This window comes from Arthrobacter sp. 10L424 (genome assembly GCF_056395325.1).
In genome coordinates this window covers 320,701-340,356 of sequence record NZ_JBFTJH010000002.1, presented here as the reverse complement: position 1 = coordinate 340,356, position 19,656 = coordinate 320,701, and the positions used below count along the sequence as shown (strand labels likewise).

Below are 19,656 nucleotides of genomic sequence, written 5' to 3'. Positions count from 1 at the left end.
TTCGAAGATTGCTTGTGTGGGCCGACGGGTGCTTAGCGCACGGTCAGCAGGTTGCGCGGGTTGTCCACGAGGATGCGCCGGGCGTCCTCGTCGCTCAGGCCCTGGGCCTTGAGGAAGGGTGCGAACGTGGACAGGACGTGGCTGAACGGCAAGTCGTAGTCGGGCTGGCCCTTGGCCACGCCGATCGAGTTGCCCGAAAGGATGATCTTGTCGGCGTGGCCGGCCGCAACGAGCTTGAGCACCAGTTCGGCCCGGTCCTGGTCGGTGAGGTAGTCCGCGTCCTCGTTCAGGCCCACGTGGTCGATGCCGACGAACGCTCCGCGGCGGGCCACCTCGAGGGCAGCGCCGTCAGCGTCCTTGCGGTCCAGGCCGCCGACAAGGACACGGTCGGCCGGGAGCTCTTCGGCCAGGACGATGTCGAGATCGTGCAGCGCGTCGGCACCAAACCGGATAGACACCGGGACGCCGGTCTTCACGGCTGTCCTGGCCGCACCGCGGAACAGGCTCTCCTCTGTCGGTGTCATGCCGGCCCGGTCGGCCGTGGTGGTCACCAGCCCGGCGGCGCCGCGCCGCTCAACGCGCGGAACCACCATCCCCTCGGTGACTTCCCTGCTGAAGAGTTCGGCGAACCTCTCGGCGGGCCACGGCGTCGGCGGGTTGGTCTGCGGCGTCAGGAAGTAGCCGCCGAGCATTTCCTCCGGGCCCATGCCCGTCGAGGCGACGATGTGCACGCCGGTAGAGCGCGACAGCGCCTCGTACAGTTTCACGTCGCGGCCGTGGAACATGCCCGTGCTGTCCACAATCGTTTGCCCGCCGTGCTCGCGGAAACCTGTCAGCTTGCCGGCCAGGATCTCGAAGATCTCCGCCCGGTCCATGGAGATGTCCGGGGCGTACTGGGCCCCGGGCACCACCGACAGCAGCGCCTCGTGGACGGCAACCACACCCAGTTCGGAAGCTGGGATGGGCCCAAGGACCGTATTGACGGTTTGTTGGGTCGGGGGGTGGAACGTATCACCGGTGGCGACGGGTGGGGTGGAACTCACGGGCTTCTCCCTTGAAGATCGGTGCTGAATGCGGAGCTTGACTGTGCCGGCGTCGCCCCGTTGCGGTGTAGTCAGCGTCACATATTTCTATACACAGTGTCAAGCAAATATACGTGACGTACATTTATGAACCTTCTTGTCGCCCACAAGTCCAACAGTTCGTTAATACTCTTGACACTCTGTAAATCTAATGGCCACAATGTGTTGAAAGCCACATCTACCACCGGCTCAGCCCGGGGCTGGCCCCGGTGGGGCACCAGCCCTGGCGAAACGCCGGAGGATCGACCGGAAACAAAGGAGTTTCATCGATGAGTCAAACCATTAAGGTGTCGAGCCGAGGCTCGGTACGCGCCACCTTCGTAGCCGCCTACAGCGCGGTCACGCTTGCCCAAATCACCAACGCCCTGCCAGGAGCCCTCAGCGGCACGTTTGCTGTGGAATTCCACACCTCGGGGGCTGGCCTGACCTGGATTGCCGGCATGTTCCTGATGGGCATCGTTGTGTTCGAGCTCAGCTGGGGCCTCCTGGGTGACGTGTTCGGGCGCAAGAAGTTGCTCTACGTCGGCGCTGCTGTCAGCGTTGTCGGCTCCGTGCTGGCCGCGCTGGCGCAGACCACCGAAATGATGATCTTCGCGCAGGCGGTCGGCGGCATCGGGGCGGGCATCCTGTTCCCCATTTCGCTTTCCATGATCGCGGCGATCACGCCGGACCACCGGGCACGGGCGAAGGTCATCGCAACTTGGGCAGGGTTCCTGTCCCTCGGCGCGGTGATCTCCCCGGTGCTCGCAGGTTTCACGGCGCAGTTCTTCACCGTGCCGGGTGTTGCTCCGGGCGCACCGAACGCGTTCAGCGGCTGGCGGGCGGCCTACTTGGTTGCGGCCGCCGTCGCCGTGCTCGTTCTCATCGTCGCGCTCCGGGCGAAGGACTCGGCGGCGGGGGAGGGGCGCAAACTGGACCTGCCCGGCCAGATTACGCTCGCGCTCGGCCTTATCGCCGTCCTCTACGCCACCGTGACAGCGGTGGATGCAGGCTTCGGCAGCGCCCAGGTGATTGCAAGCTACGTTGTCGGCGGAATCCTCCTGGTCGCCTTCGTCGTCATCGAATCACGCACCGCGCAGCCGCTGATCCACCTTTCGCTGTTCAAGAACAGCGCCTACTCGATCACGGGCATAGTGGCGGTCACGGGCATGTTCGCCTTCCTCGCGATCTGCTTCAGCACGAGCGTCGCCGTCAGCGGCCTCGCCCTTGCCGAGACCTGGAAGATCGGTGTGCTCTTCGTCTTCATCCAGGGTCCCGCATTCGCCTTCATCCCGGTTGTGGGATGGCTCATTCACCACGTGGCCCCGCGCTGGGTACTCACCGCGGGCTTCGCACTCATGGCCGTCTCCGGTTTCTGGCTCTCGACATTCGCCCTCGGCACTCCGGAGGCCTTCGGCGGCACCCCCTGGACAGCCTTCATCCCGCCGCTTCTGGTGCTCGGTATCGGATTCGCCCTCACCGTCGGCTCCGTCACCGCCGTTGCCATCAACACCGTCCCGCCCCAGCAGATCGGCATGGCTTCGGCGACGACGAACCTCCTTCGCGACCTCGGCTTCGCCCTCGGCCCCGTTGTCGGCTCAGCCATCGCCTTCGGCATCGGAGCGACGGCCTTCGCGGGTCCCCTTGCCGGGATCCTCGGCGGGGCGGGACTCCCCGCAGAGGCCGTCAGCGGGCTGGCGAACGTGCCGCCGCTGGGCTTCCTCGCCGGCTGGGACGGCGTCATCGCCCAGTTCACCGGCCAGGCAGTGGCCGGAGGCGCACCCGCCCCTGCCGTCGACGGCATGGTCCAGGCCCTCAACGCCGCACAACCGCAGATCCAGGGCGTGGCAGGGACCTCGCTGGGCCAGGGGTTCCAGGCTGTGTACCTCACCGCGGGCATCGCGGCGGTCCTCTCCGCCATTCTTACCCTCTTCATCTCCGCACGGTCGTCGGCACCCAAGTCCGATGCCGTCGCGGATACGACTGAAACGAACGTCGAGGCTGCCGTCTAAGACGGCACGTCCCGACCCCAACCATCCGCAAGGAGAACACCGTGACTGCACCCCTCGAATCAGACATCGACATCTGGAACGACGACATCCTCGTCGACCCGTATCCCACCTACGCCGCGCTGCGTGAGCAGGCCGCCGTCGTCCACCTGCCAAAAAACGACCTGTACGTCCTGACGCGCTACGACGCCATCCGCGACGCACTGGGGGACCCGGAAACCTTCTCGTCCACCAGCATCGGTTTCAACCCCATGGTGAACGAGGCGCTGCAGGGCACCTCGCTGGCCTCCGACCCGCCCACTCACACGCAGCTCCGCGCCACGCTGTCCCAGAACCTCACCCCCCGCGCCCTCCGCGGCCTCAAAGTCACCATCGACGAGAAGGCGGACAAGCTCGTCGCCGAGCTCGCCGCCAGTGGCAGCTTCGAGGCCGTCGACTCGCTGGCCCGCGCCTTCCCGATCGAGATCGTGGCCGACCTCATTGGGTTCAGCGGCCACGTCAGGGACAACATGCTGCGTTGGGGCCAGGCCGCGATGCAGGTCCTTGGCCCGCTGAACCAGCGCACCCAGGAGAACTTCCCGATTGCCGGCGAGCTCTACGGTTGGTGCTCCACGGTCACCGCCGAGGACCTCGCGCCCGGCTCAATCGGCCGCGGCATCTTTGACGCCGAGACGCGGGGGGAGATTCCCCAGGGAACTGCCGGGCACATCATCCACCAGTATCTGGGGGCGGGTGTCGACACGACCATCGCGTCCATCGGGAACATCATCGCCCTGTTCGGACACCACCCGGAACAGTTCAAGCTGGTCCGGGAGAACCCGGAGCTCGTCCCGGCGGCTTTCGCCGAGGTGCTGCGCTATTGGGCACCGATCCACGTGTGGGGCCGCAAAGCAACACGTGATGTGCAAATCGACGGCGTCACCATTCCTGCAGGCGCCCAGGTGGGCATCCTCTTTGGCGCCGGCAACCGCGACCCGCGGCACTACGAGAACCCCGACACCTTTGATGTGCTCCGCAACCCGGTCGACCACCTCGCCTTCGGCTATGGACCGCACGGCTGCGCCGGCCAGGGTCTGGCAAAGCTTGAAGCGCATGCAATCATCGAGGCGCTGGCCCGCCGGGTGGAATCCATGACCATCTCCGACGAGCTCCGCGAACCCAGCAACATGACCCGGAGCTTCGAGAAGCTCCAGGTCGAAAAGGTGGTGGCAGCATGAGGATCGAACTGGACCGGCCGCGCTGCGAGGGACACGGTCTGTGCGAGGAAGCGGCACCTGGACTGATGCACCTGGATGACGACGGCGAACTGGTCATCGATGTGCCGGAGGTGGACGGTTCCGGGCTTGATGCCGCGAAGGCGGCGGTCAGGGTCTGCCCGGTAGCCGCGCTGCGGCTGGCGGCGGCATGACGATGCGCAGGATAGTGGTGGTGGGCAATGGCATCGCCGGCCTCACTGCCTGTGACTCGCTCCGCTCGGCCGGCTTCGACGGTGAGCTGACGGTCGTGGGTGCCGAGCGCCACCATCCCTACAGCCGCCCGGCCCTGTCGAAGGCGCTGTTGCACGGTGGTGATGGGAGCGGCGTCGGCGATCTCCAGGCTCATGAGCTGCCCGAGCCGAGCCACAACGCGGCCGAGCTGCTCGGGATCAGCGCCACGGGTCTCGACGTCGACGCCCGCCTGGTCCGCCTCGACGGGGGCGGTGAGCTGCCGTATGACGGCCTTGTCATCGCCTCCGGATCCCGGGCGAAGCGCCTCGCCGCGGGACCAGGGCCAGGAGGAACGCAGGGGGACGGCCCGCCCCGGGAGCTCACCCTGCGCACCATCGAGGATGCGGTACTCCTCAAGGAACGCGTCGCGTCGCGCCCCACGGTCATCGTGATTGGCGGCGGACCGCTCGGCATGGAGGTCGCGTCGGGATGCCTGCACATGGGCTGCGAGGTCACCCTCGTCGCCGACGCCAAGCCGCTGTCCGGCCAGCTGGGTGACCATCTGGCCGGGCTCTTCACCGACGCTGCCATCCGCCGCGGACTCCGGGTGGTCCGCGGCGGCAAGGCCCGCCTGGTCGATCACGGTGCCGGGTCCAGAGTTGTCCTGGCCGACGGCACCGAGCTCGAAGCGGATCTGGTCGTCACGGCCATCGGCGACGAGCCAAACATCGAATGGCTGGCCGGCTCCAAGCTCCTGGTCGACGGCTCGCTGCGGGTGGACACCCGCGGCCGGCTCCGGCCGGAGATTGTTGCCGCCGGCGACGTGGCGTTCTTACCGACTGCCCGCGGGCTGCAACGCGTGCCCCTGTGGACCAGCGCCATCGACCAAGCCAAGGTCGCTGCCGTCGGCCTGCTCCAAGGCGATGCGGCGCCCGAGCTCAACTTCCAGCCGTATTTCTGGACGGAGGGCTTCGGCCTGTCGCTCAAGTCGGTCGGCTTCACCCCCGTGGCCGGCGCCCCCGACCACTGCGAGCCGGGCAACGGCCCTGAGTCGGTGCTGCTGCGCTGGGAGAACCAGGACGGCTCCGGAACTGCCGCTGCGGTCAATTACAGGATCCCCATTCCGAAACTGCGCCGACTGGCGGACGCCGGCCCGGGAGCGCTCCGCCCGGCAGCGCCCGTGACCGTCTGATGCGCGGCTGCGCGCAGCTTGCTTTACAGCATGTCCGGTGGCTTGCCTTAGCGCATCCTTGCTCTTCCGCCGGGCAAGAACCGCACACCATGGATAGGATTGGCTCATGTCGTCACTGCGAGAGGCCCAGAAGCAGCTGACCCGCGACATGATCATCGACCGGGCGCTCGAACTCTTTACCGGGAAGGGCTACGCTGCGACGACGATCGACGAGATCGCCGTGGCGGCCGGGACAACCCGGGCGACCTTCTATGCGCACTACCCCACGCGTGCTGACCTGATGAGGGACTTCATGGCGCGGGTGAACGCCGTGCTCGACCGCGCGGATGGCCCCGGCCTGGCGACCACCGCCGCCGGGCTCGTCGACGTCGTCCGTGGCGGTGAGCTGGAAGGCATCCTTGCCTGGCTCGAGACGCGCGCTGCGCTCTGGCCGGTCTTCCGCCCTTACCTCGACGTGCTCGACGAGGCTGCCGCCGTCGACCGCGAGGTGCGGGCGTTGGTCCGCGGGTGGCATGAGGAGGTCATCTCCGACATCGTCCGCGGCATGCAGCTGGCCGGCCGCTTCTCGCAGGAGACGCACCACATCCGGGGAACGCTCGCGTTCACCCAGCTCGACTACGTCGCCACGCTGTGGACGCGACGCAAACTCGAGCCAAACCGCGACCACGCGCTCGAAGTGCTCGCCGACAGCTGGTACCACCTGCTCTGCGACGAAGGCTAAGAGTGAACCGCCCGTAGTCCTTGCCGTCCGGTGCGTGCTCAGTACAGGAAGATCGGCAGCCAGTCGCGGTTGTGTGCGTGGACCAGCGCGAGGAACAGGACGAAGTCGAACGTCAGGTGCACAGCCACAACGTAGGTGAGGGACTTCGTCAGCTTGAATGTGTAGCCCTGCAGCAGCGCAAACGGGAACGTCAGCAGCGGCCCCCAAGACTGGTAGCCGATCTCCCACAGGAATGACGAGAAAATCACGGCCTGCAGGATGTTGGCCAGCCAGTCCGGAAAGTGTTGCCGGAGCAGCGTGAACGTAGTGCAGATGAAGAACAGCTCGTCCCAGATACCGACGGCGTTCACTCCGAGGAAGAGCCGCCAAAAGATGGCCGGGTCGGTGGCGTCCGGCCAGTTTTGGTAGACCCCGGTGCGGATCAGGTACGCGGGCAGAATGAAGTAGCCGAGCAGTACGACGCCGGCCAGGTACAGCTTTGCGGTCAGCGGCCATTTCCGGCCGGTTTTCACCGGAAACCGGATGATTCTCTCGCCGTAGACGAACCGCGATACCAGCCATGGCACGAGTACGGCCAAGGCGAGGGCGCCGCCCATGAGGACGATGTGCTGCGTGCTCAGGTCAGCGTTCAGCGGGACCGCGCTGATGATGACCATGCCCGCCGCGATCAGCGCGAGATGCCGCAGCAACGCGCCGTCGATGAAAGCTGCAGTGACCAGGCCCAGGGCAAGAATTCCGTAGCCAAGGTGATTTTCTGCGCCAAACAGCACCACGCCGGACACCGAGACAAGCGCCGCGGGCACCAGCTTCCAGCTGAGCGCGGTGCGGGGAGCGTCCGTCGAGATCGATTGCACCCCACCAGCATGTCAGTGCCGACGACGGCACGCATCGGTAGCCGGAAAGCGCACGTGGGGTGCCGCCGTCGTCTCCCTTGCCGGGCTCGTTCCGGCTCAGGAACTAACGCAGGAAATGTCAGTGCGCGCCGGGCCAGCCGGTATAGGCCTCGGCGAGGTAGGCGCGGCCGTGGCGGGACGACACCACCGAGTTGAGTTCGCCGAGCTGGCGGGCGCGGGCGAAGTCGTCGCCGTCGGCCGGGGTGTGGAGCATGGAGGTCAACCAGTAGGAGAACTGCTGGGCCTTCCAGACCCGGTCCAGTGCGTTGTGGCTGTAGGCATCCAGGAGTGCGGTGTTTCCGGTCTTGTAGAAGCTGTCGAGGCCTTCAAAGAGGACCTTGACGTCGTGCAGGGCCAGGTTCAAGCCCTTGGCCCCGGTCGGCGGGACGGTGTGGGCGGCGTCGCCGGCGAGGAACAGCTTGCCGTGGCGCATCGGGGTGTGCACGAAGCTGCGGAACTTCAGGACGGTCTTGTCGATGACCGGGCCCTCCTTGAGTTCGAAGCCGTTGCCGTTGACCCGGCTGCGGAAGGTGTCCCAGATCCGGTCCTCGCTCCAGTTGTTGACGTCCTCGTCCGGGTCGCACTGGAAGTACATCCGTTGGACGGTCTCGGTCCGCTGGCTGATCAGGGCAAAGCCGTTCCCGGAGTTGGCGTAGATCAGTTCCTCGGAGCTGCGCGGGGCTTCGGCCAGGATCCCGAACCAGGCGAAGGGATATTCGTGGAAGTACCACTTGCGCCGGGCTTCGGGGATCTGGAAGCGGCTGTGGCTGCGCGAGCCGTCGGCGCCGGCGATGAAGTCCGCCTGCAGCTCCCAGTCCACGCCGTCGGCGTCGGTGAACCAGACCTTCGGCTTGCCCTCGAGGTCGTGGATCGTGGTGCCGGTGACGCTGTAGCGCACGTCGCCGCCGTCGGCCCGGCGCCGTGCGGCGAGGTCGAGGAACACGTCGGTCTGGGGGTAGAGCCAGACGGACTCGCCGACGAGGTCCTGGAAGTCGATCCGGTGGCTCTCCCCGTTGAAGCGCAGTTCGATGCCGTCGTGGCGGTCGCCGTCGCGCAGTACCCGGTCCGAGACGCCGCTGTCCACGAGCAGGTTCACGGAGCCGTGTTCCAGGATGCCCGCGCGGACGGTTTCGGAGATTTCCCGGTGGCTGCGGATCTCGATCACGGTGGATTCGATGCCCTGCCTGGCCAGCAGGTGCGAGAGCATCAGGCCCGCCGGGCCGGCGCCGATGATGGCGACCTGGGTGGTGATGACTTTGCGGCTTGCCATGGGTGTCCTCGCTTCATTGCGGTGCCGGACTGCGGGGTGGCCGGGCCGGGTGGGTGCTGGCTACAGTGTGCGCCCGGACACGTGAGGTGGGTTACTCGGATTCCGTTGAATAGAATGCATGGCAGGTTCCGGAACCTGCAGCTGCCGCCCAATTCCGCGGGCGGCGGTCTGCAGGGCCGGAACCAGCGCCTGGAGCCGCATCTCCCGCAGGGGAACGACGACGCCGAGCGCCGCCACAGTCCGGTTTCCCGCGTCGCGCACCGGTACAGCGATGCCCCACGTGTCCGGATCCACGACGCCGGCCAGCTGCGCGAAGCCCAGGCCGGCCGCCTCGTCCAGCAGGGCGCGGATTTCCTCCGGCTGCACCTTCCCGGCGGGATCGTGGAACTGCCGCACGTAATTCGCCTGCACAGCGGACGGCTGATTGGCCATCAGTGCCAGCCCGACGGAGGACAGGTGCACCGGCATCCGGCCCGCCACCCGGGCCCGGTTCGTCACAGAGCCGCGGCGGGACAGTCGCTCGACAAACAGCGCCTCCCCGCCCTCCAGCACGGCGAGGTTCACGTTCTGGTTGAGTACCTGCTGGATGTCCTCCATAAAAGGGATGGCCGCCTGGCGGAGGGCCAGGGTGGGCGAATTCCGGTTGACCAGCTCCCACAGGCGCAGGCCCAGCCGGACCGACCCGCCGCTGCCCAGCTCCAAGAGCCCGTGGCCGGCGAGCTGCCGGACCAGCCGGTGGGCCGTGCTCAGCGGCAGGTCGGCCCGGTCCGCAAGCTCGGAGAGCGGCAGCACGGTGACCCCCTCCGGGAACGCTGCGATCACCCGGACCACACGGTCCACCACCGAGTCGCCGGTGCCTGAATTAGCCATGGCCGTCACTTCCGTTGAATGGATTCTGCTGCCACTCTACGTGCCCGGACGGCTCTCCGGGCTCTCCAAGGGTCATGCGCCGGGGCCGGGGAGCGGCATTCCGCTTTCTGCGGCAGCTGCCGCCGCACCCGAACCCGACGGACTGTTTATTCCTCGTGCCCCTGGTCGCGGCTCATCTGGTCCTCGGCCGGCGGGGTCTCTCCCGGAGGCACTCCTCCGCCGGGTTCCAGCCCGGTGATCTTCCCGCTGAGCGGATCCGGGTTGGCCGAGGAGGCCGGGTCTGCAGCGCCGTCGCCGCGCGCGCCCGGGCGCTCTGCGCGGTCCGCCGGCTTCGGCGGATCCGGATTGGCCGGGTCATTTTCAGGATGGTAGCTGCTCACATTTCTGCCTTTCGTGGGTCGTTCCGGCGGTATCTTCCAGCTATGGCTTCAGGACCACCTTGATGCAGCCGTCTTCCTTTTTCTGGAAGATCTCATAGGCGGCTGCGGCGCCGTCGAGGGAGACCTCGTGGGTTTTGAGGTCCATGACGCCAAGCGGGTCGGCGGGATCTTCCACGAGCGGGAGAAGTTCGTCCGTCCACCGGCGGACGTTGCACTGGCCCATCCGAAGCTGGATCTGCTTGTCGAACATGCTGAGCAGCGGCATGGGGCTGGCTGTGCCGCCGTACACGCCGCTCAGCGAGACGGTCCCACCCCGGCGCACGGAGTCGATGGCGGCATGGAGGACCGTCATCCGGTCGACGCCCGCGGTCTCCATGGCCTTCTTGGCCAGGGCGTCGGGCAGGAGGCCCACCGCGTTCTGTGCAAAAGCGCCGACGGGCGAATTGTGCGCTTCCATGCCGACGGCGTCGACCACTGCGTCGGGGCCCCTTCCGTCGGTCATGTCGCGAAGCTGGTCACCGACGTCCTTGGTGAAATCGATCGTTTCCACTCCGTGCCGCTCGGCCATGCGGCGGCGTTCCGGTACGGGTTCGACGGCGATGACCCGGTGGCCGAGGTGCCGGCCCACCCGGCTGGCGAACTGCCCCACCGGTCCGAGGCCGAAGACGGCCAGCGTCCCGCCGGCGGGCACGTCGGCGTACTTCACGCCCTGCCAGGCGGTTGGGAGGATATCCGAAAGGTAGAGGTACCGCTCGTCGGGCAGTTCCTGCCCCACCTTGACCGGTCCGTAGTCGGCGTGCGGCACGCGCAGGTATTCTGCTTGGCCGCCGGGGACCGACCCGTAGAGCTCGGAGAATCCGAACAGGCTCGCCCCGCTGTTGTGCGCGTGGACCTGGGTTGTCTCACACTGGGACTGCAGGCCCTGTTTGCACATCCAGCAGTGGCCGCAGGAAATGTTAAACGGGATAACAACCCTGTCGCCGGGCTTGAGGTTCATGACTCCGGACCCCACCTCCTGGACAACCCCCATGGGCTCGTGGCCCAGGATGTCGCCGGACTTCATATACGGCCCGAGCACCTCGTACAGGTGAAGGTCTGAACCGCAGATCGCCGATGAGGTGATCTTCACGATGGCGTCCGTCGGTTCCTGGATTACCGGATCCGGAACCTCCTCCACGCTGACCGACCGTTTCCCCTGCCAGGTAAGTGCCCTCATGCCCGCTCCTTCAGTTGCTGTTGGAATTGATAAGTATGCTGACCAATCTGATTATTGCCTGTCTTCGCTTCGATGGGAAGGCTGCCCGACCCGCGGGCGGCACCGACGCCTATGCTTATGGAATGGAAAGTGTTCGCGCAGACGAAGGACCGGTGAAGGCTGTGGACCACCGCGCCCTGGCCGTCTCCGTGATCGACATTTCCGCCGATATCCGCCGGAAATCGCTCAATGACACCGGCGTCCGGCCGCTGTCCAACGGCGTGCTGGAGATCCTTCGCGTCATCGAAAGCCACCCGGGCATCACTGTCGCGGAAGTCGCCGCCCGGCTTGGCCGGCAGTTCAGCAACGTCAGTGTCCAGCTGCGGGAACTGGTCGCCGCCGGCCTTGTTACGCGCACCCGCGACGCCGCCGACAAGCGCTATGTCGCCCTCCACCCCACGCCGGAATCCCAGCGGGTCAAAGCGCTCCTTGAAGGCGCCTGGGCAGACGCCCTGGCCGCCGCGAGTTCACGCCTGCTGCCCGAAGAACGCGAGCAGATCGCCGCCAGCCTGCCGGCCCTGCAGCGCCTCGCCTCGCTTCTCGCCGAGCCCGAGTAGCGCACCTCACCGCCCAAACCGTCCTTCAGCAGGGCTCGATGGTAGTTATACTTGCATAAGTATTAGTACTTTGAAGGGTGGAAACAGGCGTGGCAACACAGTTGGCAGAAACAGGCATACAGCAGGGGAGCAGGCCCAAAAGCCGCTGGTGGGCGCTGGTGTTCCTGGCCCTCGCGCAGTTCATGGTGGTGCTCGACGGCACCATCGTGAACCTGGCGCTGCCGCGGCTCCAGGTCGAGATGGGTATCAGTGACTCGACGCGGTCCTGGGTGGTGACGGCCTACGCGCTGGCCTTCGGCGCCTTCCTGCTGCTCGGCGGCCGGATCGCCGACTTCTGGGGCCGCAAGCGGACCTTCATCGTGGCCGCCGTCGGCTTCGCCGTCGCGTCCCTGGCCGGCGGCATCGCGCAGCAGCCCTGGGAACTGATCGGCGCCCGGGCGCTGCAGGGTGTGTTCGCGGCGCTGCTGGCCCCCGCCGCGCTGGCGCTCCTGACGGTCGCGTTTCCGGGCGGAAGGGACCGCGGCACGGCGTTTGCGATCTTCGGCTCCATCACCGGCGTCGGTGCCGCCGCCGGCGTCCTGCTGGGCGGGTTCCTCACGGAACACGTGAGCTGGCGCTGGTGCTTCTTCGTGAACGTGCCGATCGCCCTCGTCGCTCTCGCCGGCGTGTGGTCCCTCGTCAGCGAAAGCAAGGCCCAGGGATCCACCAGGTACGACTGGCCCGGCGTTGTCCTGGCCGCCCTCGGCCTGGGGTCCCTCGTGTACGGCTTCACCAACGCGGAGCACGGCTGGGACGCCCCCGAAGCCTGGGGTTTCATCGCCGCCGGCGCCGCGCTCATGGTGCTGTTCGTCGCCGTCGAGCGGAAGGTCAAACACCCGCTGCTGCCGCTGCGTGTGGCCACCGAGCGGAACCGCGGGGCGGCCTTCCTGGCCTCGTTCCTGTCCGGTGCGGTCCTCATCGGCGGCATTTTGTTCATCAACTTCTACATCCAGATCGTTCTTGGCTTTGCACCGTTCCTCGCCGGTCTCGCGTCGCTGCCCATGACGGTGGCGGTGCTCATCACGGCGGGTCTCGTGGCGAAGAACCTGCCGAAACTCGGGGCAAAAATCCCGACGGCCGTGGGCCCGGTCTTTCTGGCGGCTGCGATGCTGTGGCTCTCCCGGGTCAGCGCCGAGGGCAGCTACCTGGTCAACATGCTGCCCGCGCTGCTGCTGATGGGTATCGGCCTGGGCATGGTCTTTGTGCCGATGCAGAACCTCGCCCTGTTCGGCGTGGACAAGGACGACTCCGGCGTCGCCAGCGCCCTGGTCAACGCCTCGCAGCAGATCGGCGGGTCCCTGGGCATCGCGCTGTTCAGCACCATCGCCGCAACGGCCACGGCGGGCGGCGTTTCCCTTGCGGCGCTTTCGACCGGCTACGCCATGGTCTTCCTGTGGGCCGCGGGCGTCGCGATCCTGATCGCCCCGATCGCCGTGCTGCTCATCAACATCGACCGGAGAAAGTTCACTGGGACCGACGGCGACGCCCCGCTTGTCCACCTGGGCTGACGGGCGGCTGCGGTCCGGGGGCACTTTGGCGCGGACACGCCGTCAGCCCGCGCGCCGGCGTCGAATATCGCCCTCAAAGTGCCCCGGGACGGTGGATTTGAGGCGCAAAACAAGGAAAGCCCCCTCGGTGTGAGGGGGCTTTCCGGTTATAGTTGCGGTTCAGATCCACTTGGGCGCGGCCGGAACCGTGCCGTTGGATCCAGCGCCCGGGCCGACGGCGGTGACGCCGCTGCTTCCGCGGCCTGCGGCCCACTCGACGACGGCCGCCAGCGGCCCGGAGACCACGGTGTGGGACGCCGACGTCGTGTCCCCGAACGTGAGATCGCGGTCCGTCACCTTGACCACGAGGCCAGCGTCGGTGCCGCGCGTCTTCCAGGCGCCGGTGATGTCCTTCAGCAGCCGTTCCAGGACGGGGGCCGGGATGTCGGCAAAGGCGGCGCCGTTGGCCAGGTCCACGGCGTGCATCCAGACTTCGCGGCTGCGCATCCAGACCGTTTCGGTGGCGGGCACTTCGCGGCCCTGGATGGTCCGCACCTTGTGGTGCCAGGCGTCCCCGGGCAGGTCCCGCCATTCGACGTTCAGGTGCACGGCGGAGTGGTCGAACAGGTGCCGCAGCGCGATCGGGCTCAGCGTGGCGCCGAAGTCGATCTCGTGGTCCCGGACATCGGTGGAGGCGTACATCGGGGTTTCCACCCCGGTGGCCGCCCACTCGATCAGCCGGGCGATGGCCCGGGCGTTGTAGCCGATATGCGCCGTGATGTGGCGGCGGGTCCAGCCCGGCAGCAGCGAGCCGCCGTCGAGCTCCGCGTCGGACAGCTCGTTGAGCTTGCGGGCGAAGAACGCCGTGCCCCGGCGCGCCTGCAGCAGGGCTGCAAGCAGCTCCGGGTCCGTCGTCTGGTCGTGGCGGGCAACCATCAGGCTTCCTTGACCACGCGGTTCTTCAGCTGTCCCAGGCCCTCGATGCTGGTGACCAGGATCTGGCCTTCCTGCAGGTAGCGCTTCGGGTCCTGGGCGTGGCCCACTCCGCCGGGGGTGCCAGTGGCGATGACGTCGCCCGGGTTCAGCGTGATGATGGTGGAGATGTAGGAGACCAGGAACTCCGGGGTGAAGACGACGTCGTTGGTGGGCGTCTGCTGCTGGATCTCGCCGTCGACCGCGGTGGTCATGAGGCCGCCGCTGAACTCGTCCTTGGTGACCAGGGCCGGGCCGAACGGGGTGGACTTCTCCCAGGTCTTGCCCTGCAGCCACTGGATGGTGCGGAACTGGTAGTCGCGCATGGACACGTCGTTGAGCACGGCGTACCCGGCGATGTGGCCCGCGGCGTCGGCTTCGCTGATCCGGCGGCCCTTCTTGCCGATCACGACGGCGAGCTCGGACTCCCAGTCGACCGTGTCGGATTCCTGCGGGAGGGCCAGGTCATCGTTCGGGCCGATCAGGGATTCCTGGTACTTGGCGAACAGGGTGGGGAATTCGGGGACTTCCCGGCCCATTTCCTTGATGTGGTTGCGGTAGTTGTGGCCCACGCAGATGATCTTGCCGGGGGAGGGGACCACGGCGTCGAGGTCCGCGCCCTCGAGCGGGTGGGTGGCGCCGTTCGCGTTCTGGGCGGTCGCTTCCCAGCCTTCTGAGCGGAGCAGCGCTCCGACGTCGGCGAAGCCGTCGATCTCGGTCAGGGTGTCGCCGTCCTGGCGCACGGCCTTGGTTCCGGCCGGGGTGCGGAGGGTGAGGAGTCTCATTTACTTGCGTCCTTCGATGTAGGTGCGGTTGAAGTTCAGCCGTTCGAAAATGGGGGCGTCGCTGAAGCGGAAGAGATCGAACTCGGTCTCGGCCTGCAGCGACCATTGAGCCCAGGACGGGACGACGAACAGGTCGCCCTTTTCCAGGGTCCTGGTTTCGCCGTTGAGGACCACGGAGCCGGAGCCCTCGAAGACCTGCCACACGCTGGAGCCGACCTCGCGCACAGCCTCGGTGGAGGCGCCGGCACGGAGGCGGTGGAATTCGGCCCGGATGGTCGGCATGACGTCGCCGCCGGTGGTGGGGTTGGTGAAGCGGACGGCGGCATGGCCCTGGGCCACGGTGGCCGGATGGCCCTCGTCCTCGAGCAGCAGCTGCTCGCGCAGTGCGCGGTCGGTGTGTTCCCAGCGGTAGGCCGCGATCGGGGAGCTCGTGGTGTCGTCCAGGCCCGAGAGGGGACGCAGGCCCGGGTGCGCCCAGAGCCGCTCGGAGCGGGAGATGTCCGGGGTGGCCTCGTCCGTGACGCGCTCGGTGCCGAACTCGAAGAAGCCGGCGTCGGCGTAGTGCACGAACGGGATGTCCAGGCCGTCGATCCAGGCCATGGGCTCATCGGTGTCGTTGTGGTGGCCGTGGAAGTTCCAGCCCGGGGTCAGCAGGAAGTCGCCGCGGGACATCCGGACCGGGTCGCCGTTCACCACGGTCCAGACGCCTTCGCCCTCGACGACGAAGCGGAACGCGTTCTGGGAGTGGCGGTGTTCCGGGGCGGTCTCGCGGGCGCCGAGGTACTGGATGGCTGCCCACAGCGTGGGGGTGGCGTACGGGGTGTTCCCCAGGCCGGGGTTGGCCAGGGCGATGGCGCGGCGTTCCCCGCCGCGGCCGACGGGAACCAGGTCGCCGGCGCGGGCAGCCAGCGGGTACAGGTCGCTCCAGCGCCAGACGTGGGGAACAGCTTTGGGGGTCGGGACCATGGGCATCAGGTCCGCGATCTCGGTCCACAGCGGGATCAGGTTCTCGCGGTCAAAATCCCGGTAGAGCTCCTGCAGCTGGGCGGCTTCTTCGGGCGTCGGCTCCGGGGCAGTGTGCCCGGCGGCCACTGATTCGTGGGTCGTGTTCTCGGCGCTGATGGACACGGAGGCCTCCTCGGTAGGGTCAGAACTGTTCATTGGCGTAGTTCGACTCTACGGACGCCGCAGTGTGACCCCCAACATATTCTGCTGGACAGAATCGTTGGGCTGGCTGTTAGTCCGGTTCGGCCGGGTTGGCCGCGATATCGATCTCCAGCTGCCGGCAGGTTTCCCGCAGCGCGGCGACAAGCCCGGCGTCGAACACCCTGCGGAAGCGGGTCGCGGGGGTGGCGACGCTGAGCGCGCCCACCACGAGCCCGTGCCGGTTGTGCAGGGCGATGCCAAGGGCGCTCACGCCGTCCTCCGTGCCTTCGAAATTGGCGGCGAAGCCGTTGCCGCGGATGGACTCCAGCTCGCGCAGGAACGCAGCATATTCCGCGGCCGGAATGGTGTCCCCGCCGATCTCGGCATTGTTGCTGCGGAAGAGCTGTTCGATCATCGGGGGTTCCAGTTCGGCGAGCATGGCCTTGCCGCCGGAGGTTCTGTTGGCGGGCATCACGGTTCCCTGCCGGTCACCAATCCGCAATACATTGTTTCCCTCGACGGTGGCCAGGAAACGCACTTTTGTCCCCACCCGCACCATGAGGTTGACGGTCTCGTTGAGCCGCGCGGAGAGCAGTTCCATGTGCGGCTGGGCCAGCGAACGGAGCAGCCTGGTCCAGCTCAGCCCGGCCGGCCCGACGCCCATCGCCGGACCCGGCACATAGCGGCGGGTTTCATCCTGCACTGCGAAGCCCCGGTAGACCAGCATCGCCAGGAGGCGGTGGGCGGTGGACGGGGCCACGCCCAGCTCCTCAGCGGCGTCCTTGAGCCGCAGCGTCCCGCCGTCGCGGAGCAGCTGCAGGAGCTGCAGCGCGTTGTCGACCGCCTCGATGGAATAGGTCGGCCGCTTCTGGACGGGCTTCCTCGCCGACTTGGTCACTGGCTTGTTCTGCACATCAGAATTCTATTGTGGTTCACCTGCGGCGGCTAGGACAGTTAGTGGCATGAATCACACACCTTCCGCTGCAGCGCCGCACCGGCCCCCGCCCGGGGCCCCCGCACCCACTGCCGCCGATGGGCCCGCATCCCGGTTCTCGAAAGGCTCGGCAGCCGCCGTCTTCGTCTGCTGGCTCCTGGTGGTCTTCGACGGCTACGACCTGATCGTCTACGGCACGGTCCAGTCCTCACTGATCTCCGAGACCGGCTGGGGCCTGACGAAGGCCACCGCAGGAACCATCGGTTCCATGGCCTTCGTCGGCATGATGATCGGGGCGATCTTCGCCGGCCGCATGGCCGACTCGTGGGGCCGCCGCCGCACCATCCTGGGCTGCGCCGTCGTCTTCTCGGTTTTCACCGTCCTCTGCGCCTTCGCCCCCAACGCCGCCGTCTTCGGCGCCCTTCGGCTCCTAGCCGGCATCGGGCTGGGTGGCCTGGTGCCCTCGGCCAACGCCCTCGTGGCCGAACTTGTCCCGACCAAATGGCGGTCCACCATCGCCACCCTGATGATGTCCGGTGTCCCGATCGGCGGATCCATCGCCGCCCTGGTCGGCATCCAGCTGATCCCCGCCTTGGGCTGGGAGTCCATGTTCCTCGTGGCCGGGCTGGCCCTGGTGATCGTGGTGCCGCTGGGGCTCAAATACCTTCCGGAGACGCTGGCGCCCGTCGGCGCCAAGGACAAGCACACCGGCGCCGGCAAGACCCACACGATCAAAGAGCCGTCCGGGTTCTCCTCCCTGCTCCGCGCCCCGTACCTTGGCGTGAGCATGCTGTTCGCCCTGGCCACGATCGCGACGCTCTTCGCCTGGTACGGACTGGGCACCTGGCTGCCCAACCTGATGCAGCTGGCCGGCTACAACCTGGGCTCCGCGCTGACCTTCGCGCTGGCACTGAACCTGGGTGCGGTGGCCGGTTCGGTCCTCACCGCCTGGGCCGGGACCCGCTTCGGCCCGGTGCCGACCGCCATCGCCGCGGCTGCCGTCGCAGCCGGCGCACTAATGGTCCTGGTCGCCGGCCCCCCGGTCACGGTCGTGTACCTCATGCTGGTCCTCGCCGGCGTCGGAACCCATGGCACGCAGTGCCTGATCATCGCCGCCGTCGCGAGCCATTACCCCGGCCACCTGCGCGGCACCGCACTGGGCTGGGCGCTGGGGACGGGCCGCATCGGCGCCGTCGCCGCACCCCAGGTCGGAGGCCTCCTGCTGGCCGCCGGGCTGGGCGTCAATTCCAACTTCCTCGCCTTCGCCGGGGCAGCCGCGATCGCCGCGGTCCTGCTGGCCGCCGTCGGCCTCAAACTCAAGTCAAAATCCTCAATCTCACCCTTATCAACAGGAGCAAGCAATGTCTGAGAACGTCCAGTCCACCGGTGACCAGTCCACCGATGTCCTCGTCATCGGAGGGGGAATGGCCGGACTGGCCGGGGCCCTCGCGCTGCGTGAAAACGGCGCCAACGTCACCCTGGTGGAGCGGGCTCCCGAATTCGGCGAGGTCGGCGCCGGGCTGCAGATGGCGCCCAACGCCTCCCGCGTGCTGAAGCGCTGGGGCCTCCTGGAGAAGGCCCTGGAAATCGGCGTCCAGCCCAAGCACCTGGTCTTCCGCGACGCCGTCACCGGCGAGGAGCTCACCCGCCAGACCCTCAACGGGGAATTCGCGGACCGCTACGGCGCCCCGTACGTCGTCATCCACCGCAGCGACCTGCACCGGGTCCTGCTCGACGGCTGCGAGGCGGCCGGCGTCAAGCTGGTCAACGACGTTATGGTCGAAAGCGTGGAAACCGTCAACGGCCGCGGCGTGGCCCACACCGCCGCCGGCGTGGACTACGAGGCCGACGTCGTGATCGGCGCCGACGGGCTCCGGTCCACCCTGCGCCCGCTCGTGGCCAGTGACGAGCCCGTCTCCTCGGCCTACGTCGCCTACCGCGGCACCGTCCCGATCACCGAAGACACCCCCAAGGCCGACCTCGAGGACGTCATTGTCTACCTCGGCCCGGACTGCCACCTCGTGCAGTACCCGCTGCGCAAGGGCGAGCTGCTGAACACCGTGGCCGTCTTCAAGTCCCCCTCCTTCGAGCGCGGCGAAGAGCAGTACGGCGGAGTGGACGAGCTCGAGGCTGCCTACAAGGACTGTGTCCCGGCCGTTCAGGAAGCGCTGAAGAATCTGGCCACCGGCATCCGCTGGCCCATGTACGACCGCGACCCGATCGAAAACTGGGTCGCCGGCCGGATGGTGCTGATGGGCGACGCCGCGCACCCGATGCTCCAGTACCTTGCCCAGGGCGCCTGCCAGGCGCTCGAAGACGCCGCCGCGCTGCAGGACGCCACCGAGGGCACGGTCTTCACGGACCACGGCGTGAACCCGGAAGCCTGGGACAGTGCAATCAGGGAGTTCAACGAAGTCCGCGCCGGCCGCACCGCCCGGGTCCAGCGCACCGCCCGCGTCTGGGGCGAATCCTGGCACGTCTCCGGCCTGGCCCGGACGCTGCGCAACCTGCTCTTCAAGAGCCGGAAGGACAACGACTTCAGGTACAACGACTGGCTGTACGGCCAGGACGGCGACGGCGTCCCGGCAGTCCGCGAGGCCCGCTCCACCCTGACGGACCGGGTTACCGCCTGACCTGATCAGAACGACGCGGGGTCAC

The 19,656-nt window shown here is 67.5% G+C and carries 19 protein-coding genes; 9 read left to right on the top strand and 10 right to left on the bottom strand.

Features of this window, described 5'->3' with window-relative positions:
- Positions 1-32: 32 nt before the first annotated feature.
- Positions 33-1,043, bottom strand: coding sequence for a phosphotriesterase family protein (locus tag AC1DC5_RS04765; protein WP_476864378.1), 1,011 nt, complete (start codon positions 1,041-1,043; stop codon positions 33-35).
- 308 nt (positions 1,044-1,351) lie between these two features.
- On the opposite strand from AC1DC5_RS04765, the gene AC1DC5_RS04760 reads away from it, so the two are divergent.
- The 5 genes from AC1DC5_RS04760 (at position 1,352) to AC1DC5_RS04740 (ending at position 6,410) form a co-directional block, all read left to right on the top strand.
- Positions 1,352-3,073, top strand: coding sequence for an MFS transporter (locus tag AC1DC5_RS04760; protein ID WP_476864377.1), 1,722 nt, complete (start codon positions 1,352-1,354; stop codon positions 3,071-3,073).
- Between the two features lie 41 nt (positions 3,074-3,114).
- Positions 3,115-4,287, top strand: a complete 1,173-nt coding sequence (locus AC1DC5_RS04755; RefSeq protein WP_476864376.1) for a cytochrome P450 — start codon at positions 3,115-3,117, stop codon at positions 4,285-4,287.
- Positions 4,284-4,478: a ferredoxin gene (locus AC1DC5_RS04750; RefSeq protein ID WP_476864375.1), complete on the top strand. Its 195-nt coding sequence runs from the start codon at positions 4,284-4,286 to the stop codon at positions 4,476-4,478. Before AC1DC5_RS04755 ends, AC1DC5_RS04750 begins: the two co-directional genes overlap by 4 nt.
- A complete protein-coding gene (locus AC1DC5_RS04745; RefSeq protein ID WP_476864374.1) occupies positions 4,475-5,689 on the top strand; it encodes an NAD(P)/FAD-dependent oxidoreductase in 1,215 nt (404 codons plus the stop codon). Before AC1DC5_RS04750 ends, AC1DC5_RS04745 begins: the two co-directional genes overlap by 4 nt.
- Positions 5,690-5,795: 106 nt before the next feature.
- Positions 5,796-6,410 carry a TetR/AcrR family transcriptional regulator gene (locus tag AC1DC5_RS04740; RefSeq protein ID WP_476864373.1) on the top strand — a complete coding sequence of 205 codons (615 nt, stop codon included), beginning with the start codon at positions 5,796-5,798 and terminating at the stop codon, positions 6,408-6,410.
- 38 nt (positions 6,411-6,448) lie between these two features.
- Here AC1DC5_RS04740 and AC1DC5_RS04735 read toward each other — a convergent pair whose 3' ends face one another.
- The 5 genes from AC1DC5_RS04735 to AC1DC5_RS04715 form a co-directional block, all read right to left on the bottom strand.
- Positions 6,449-7,264 carry a CPBP family glutamic-type intramembrane protease gene (locus AC1DC5_RS04735; protein ID WP_476864372.1) on the bottom strand — a complete coding sequence of 272 codons (816 nt, stop codon included), beginning with the start codon at positions 7,262-7,264 and terminating at the stop codon, positions 6,449-6,451.
- A 118-nt stretch (positions 7,265-7,382) separates the two neighbouring features.
- Complete coding sequence (locus AC1DC5_RS04730; RefSeq protein WP_476864371.1) at positions 7,383-8,573, bottom strand: 4-hydroxybenzoate 3-monooxygenase; 1,191 nt, start codon at positions 8,571-8,573, stop codon at positions 7,383-7,385.
- Between the two features lie 60 nt (positions 8,574-8,633).
- The gene (locus AC1DC5_RS04725) at positions 8,634-9,443 is read right to left on the bottom strand and encodes an IclR family transcriptional regulator (RefSeq protein ID WP_476864370.1); all 810 of its coding nucleotides are present in this window, start codon (positions 9,441-9,443) and stop codon (positions 8,634-8,636) included.
- 146 nt (positions 9,444-9,589) lie between these two features.
- Positions 9,590-9,823 carry a DUF6480 family protein gene (locus AC1DC5_RS04720; RefSeq protein ID WP_476864369.1) on the bottom strand — a complete coding sequence of 78 codons (234 nt, stop codon included), beginning with the start codon at positions 9,821-9,823 and terminating at the stop codon, positions 9,590-9,592.
- Between the two features lie 40 nt (positions 9,824-9,863).
- Positions 9,864-11,039: a zinc-dependent alcohol dehydrogenase gene (locus AC1DC5_RS04715; RefSeq protein WP_476864368.1), complete on the bottom strand. Its 1,176-nt coding sequence runs from the start codon at positions 11,037-11,039 to the stop codon at positions 9,864-9,866.
- Positions 11,040-11,161: 122 nt separating this feature from the next.
- Between AC1DC5_RS04715 and AC1DC5_RS04710 the strand changes: the two genes are divergently transcribed.
- Together AC1DC5_RS04710 and AC1DC5_RS04705 are read left to right on the top strand one after the other, a co-directional pair.
- Positions 11,162-11,635, top strand: a complete 474-nt coding sequence (locus AC1DC5_RS04710) for a MarR family winged helix-turn-helix transcriptional regulator (RefSeq protein ID WP_476864367.1) — start codon at positions 11,162-11,164, stop codon at positions 11,633-11,635.
- Between the two features lie 89 nt (positions 11,636-11,724).
- The gene (locus tag AC1DC5_RS04705) at positions 11,725-13,182 is read left to right on the top strand and encodes an MFS transporter (RefSeq protein WP_476864366.1); all 1,458 of its coding nucleotides are present in this window, start codon (positions 11,725-11,727) and stop codon (positions 13,180-13,182) included.
- Between the two features lie 159 nt (positions 13,183-13,341).
- Here the strand turns inward: AC1DC5_RS04705 and AC1DC5_RS04700 are convergent, their stop codons facing one another.
- The 4 genes from AC1DC5_RS04700 to AC1DC5_RS04685 all read right to left on the bottom strand — a co-directional run bounded on the left by AC1DC5_RS04700 (position 13,342) and on the right by AC1DC5_RS04685 (position 16,977).
- Positions 13,342-14,097 (bottom strand): maleylpyruvate isomerase family mycothiol-dependent enzyme, encoded by a 756-nt coding sequence (locus AC1DC5_RS04700; protein ID WP_476864365.1) that lies wholly within the window; start codon positions 14,095-14,097, stop codon positions 13,342-13,344.
- Entirely contained in the window at positions 14,097-14,918 is an 822-nt protein-coding gene (locus tag AC1DC5_RS04695; protein ID WP_476864364.1) for a fumarylacetoacetate hydrolase family protein, read from the bottom strand. Before AC1DC5_RS04695 ends, AC1DC5_RS04700 begins: the two co-directional genes overlap by 1 nt.
- Positions 14,919-16,046, bottom strand: coding sequence for a cupin domain-containing protein (locus AC1DC5_RS04690; protein WP_476864476.1), 1,128 nt, complete (start codon positions 16,044-16,046; stop codon positions 14,919-14,921).
- A 109-nt stretch (positions 16,047-16,155) separates the two neighbouring features.
- Positions 16,156-16,977 (bottom strand): IclR family transcriptional regulator, encoded by an 822-nt coding sequence (locus AC1DC5_RS04685; protein WP_476864363.1) that lies wholly within the window; start codon positions 16,975-16,977, stop codon positions 16,156-16,158.
- Between the two features lie 49 nt (positions 16,978-17,026).
- Between AC1DC5_RS04685 and AC1DC5_RS04680 the strand changes: the two genes are divergently transcribed.
- Entirely contained in the window at positions 17,027-18,367 is a 1,341-nt protein-coding gene (locus AC1DC5_RS04680; RefSeq protein WP_476864362.1) for an MFS transporter, read from the top strand.
- Complete coding sequence (locus AC1DC5_RS04675) at positions 18,360-19,631, top strand: FAD-dependent oxidoreductase (protein WP_476864361.1); 1,272 nt, start codon at positions 18,360-18,362, stop codon at positions 19,629-19,631. The genes AC1DC5_RS04680 and AC1DC5_RS04675 overlap by 8 nt, the downstream gene beginning before the upstream one ends.
- The last annotated feature ends 25 nt before the right edge of the window (positions 19,632-19,656 follow it).

Excerpts from the sequence above, each read along its gene's own strand:
- AC1DC5_RS04745 (WP_476864374.1), top strand. The coding sequence starts at position 4,475 with ATGACGATGCGCAGGATAGTGGTGGTGGGCAATGGCATCGCCGGCCTC.
- AC1DC5_RS04695 (WP_476864364.1), bottom strand. The coding sequence starts at position 14,918 with ATGAGACTCCTCACCCTCCGCACCCCGGCCGGAACCAAGGCCGTGCGC.
- AC1DC5_RS04730 (WP_476864371.1), bottom strand. The coding sequence starts at position 8,573 with ATGGCAAGCCGCAAAGTCATCACCACCCAGGTCGCCATCATCGGCGCC.
- AC1DC5_RS04760 (WP_476864377.1), top strand. The coding sequence starts at position 1,352 with ATGAGTCAAACCATTAAGGTGTCGAGCCGAGGCTCGGTACGCGCCACC.
- AC1DC5_RS04750 (WP_476864375.1), top strand. The coding sequence starts at position 4,284 with ATGAGGATCGAACTGGACCGGCCGCGCTGCGAGGGACACGGTCTGTGC.
- AC1DC5_RS04710 (WP_476864367.1), top strand. The coding sequence starts at position 11,162 with ATGGAAAGTGTTCGCGCAGACGAAGGACCGGTGAAGGCTGTGGACCAC.
- AC1DC5_RS04740 (WP_476864373.1), top strand. The coding sequence starts at position 5,796 with ATGTCGTCACTGCGAGAGGCCCAGAAGCAGCTGACCCGCGACATGATC.
- AC1DC5_RS04725 (WP_476864370.1), bottom strand. The coding sequence starts at position 9,443 with ATGGCTAATTCAGGCACCGGCGACTCGGTGGTGGACCGTGTGGTCCGG.
- AC1DC5_RS04680 (WP_476864362.1), top strand. The coding sequence starts at position 17,027 with ATGAATCACACACCTTCCGCTGCAGCGCCGCACCGGCCCCCGCCCGGG.
- AC1DC5_RS04715 (WP_476864368.1), bottom strand. The coding sequence starts at position 11,039 with ATGAGGGCACTTACCTGGCAGGGGAAACGGTCGGTCAGCGTGGAGGAG.
- AC1DC5_RS04675 (WP_476864361.1), top strand. The coding sequence starts at position 18,360 with ATGTCTGAGAACGTCCAGTCCACCGGTGACCAGTCCACCGATGTCCTC.
- AC1DC5_RS04700 (WP_476864365.1), bottom strand. The coding sequence starts at position 14,097 with ATGGTTGCCCGCCACGACCAGACGACGGACCCGGAGCTGCTTGCAGCC.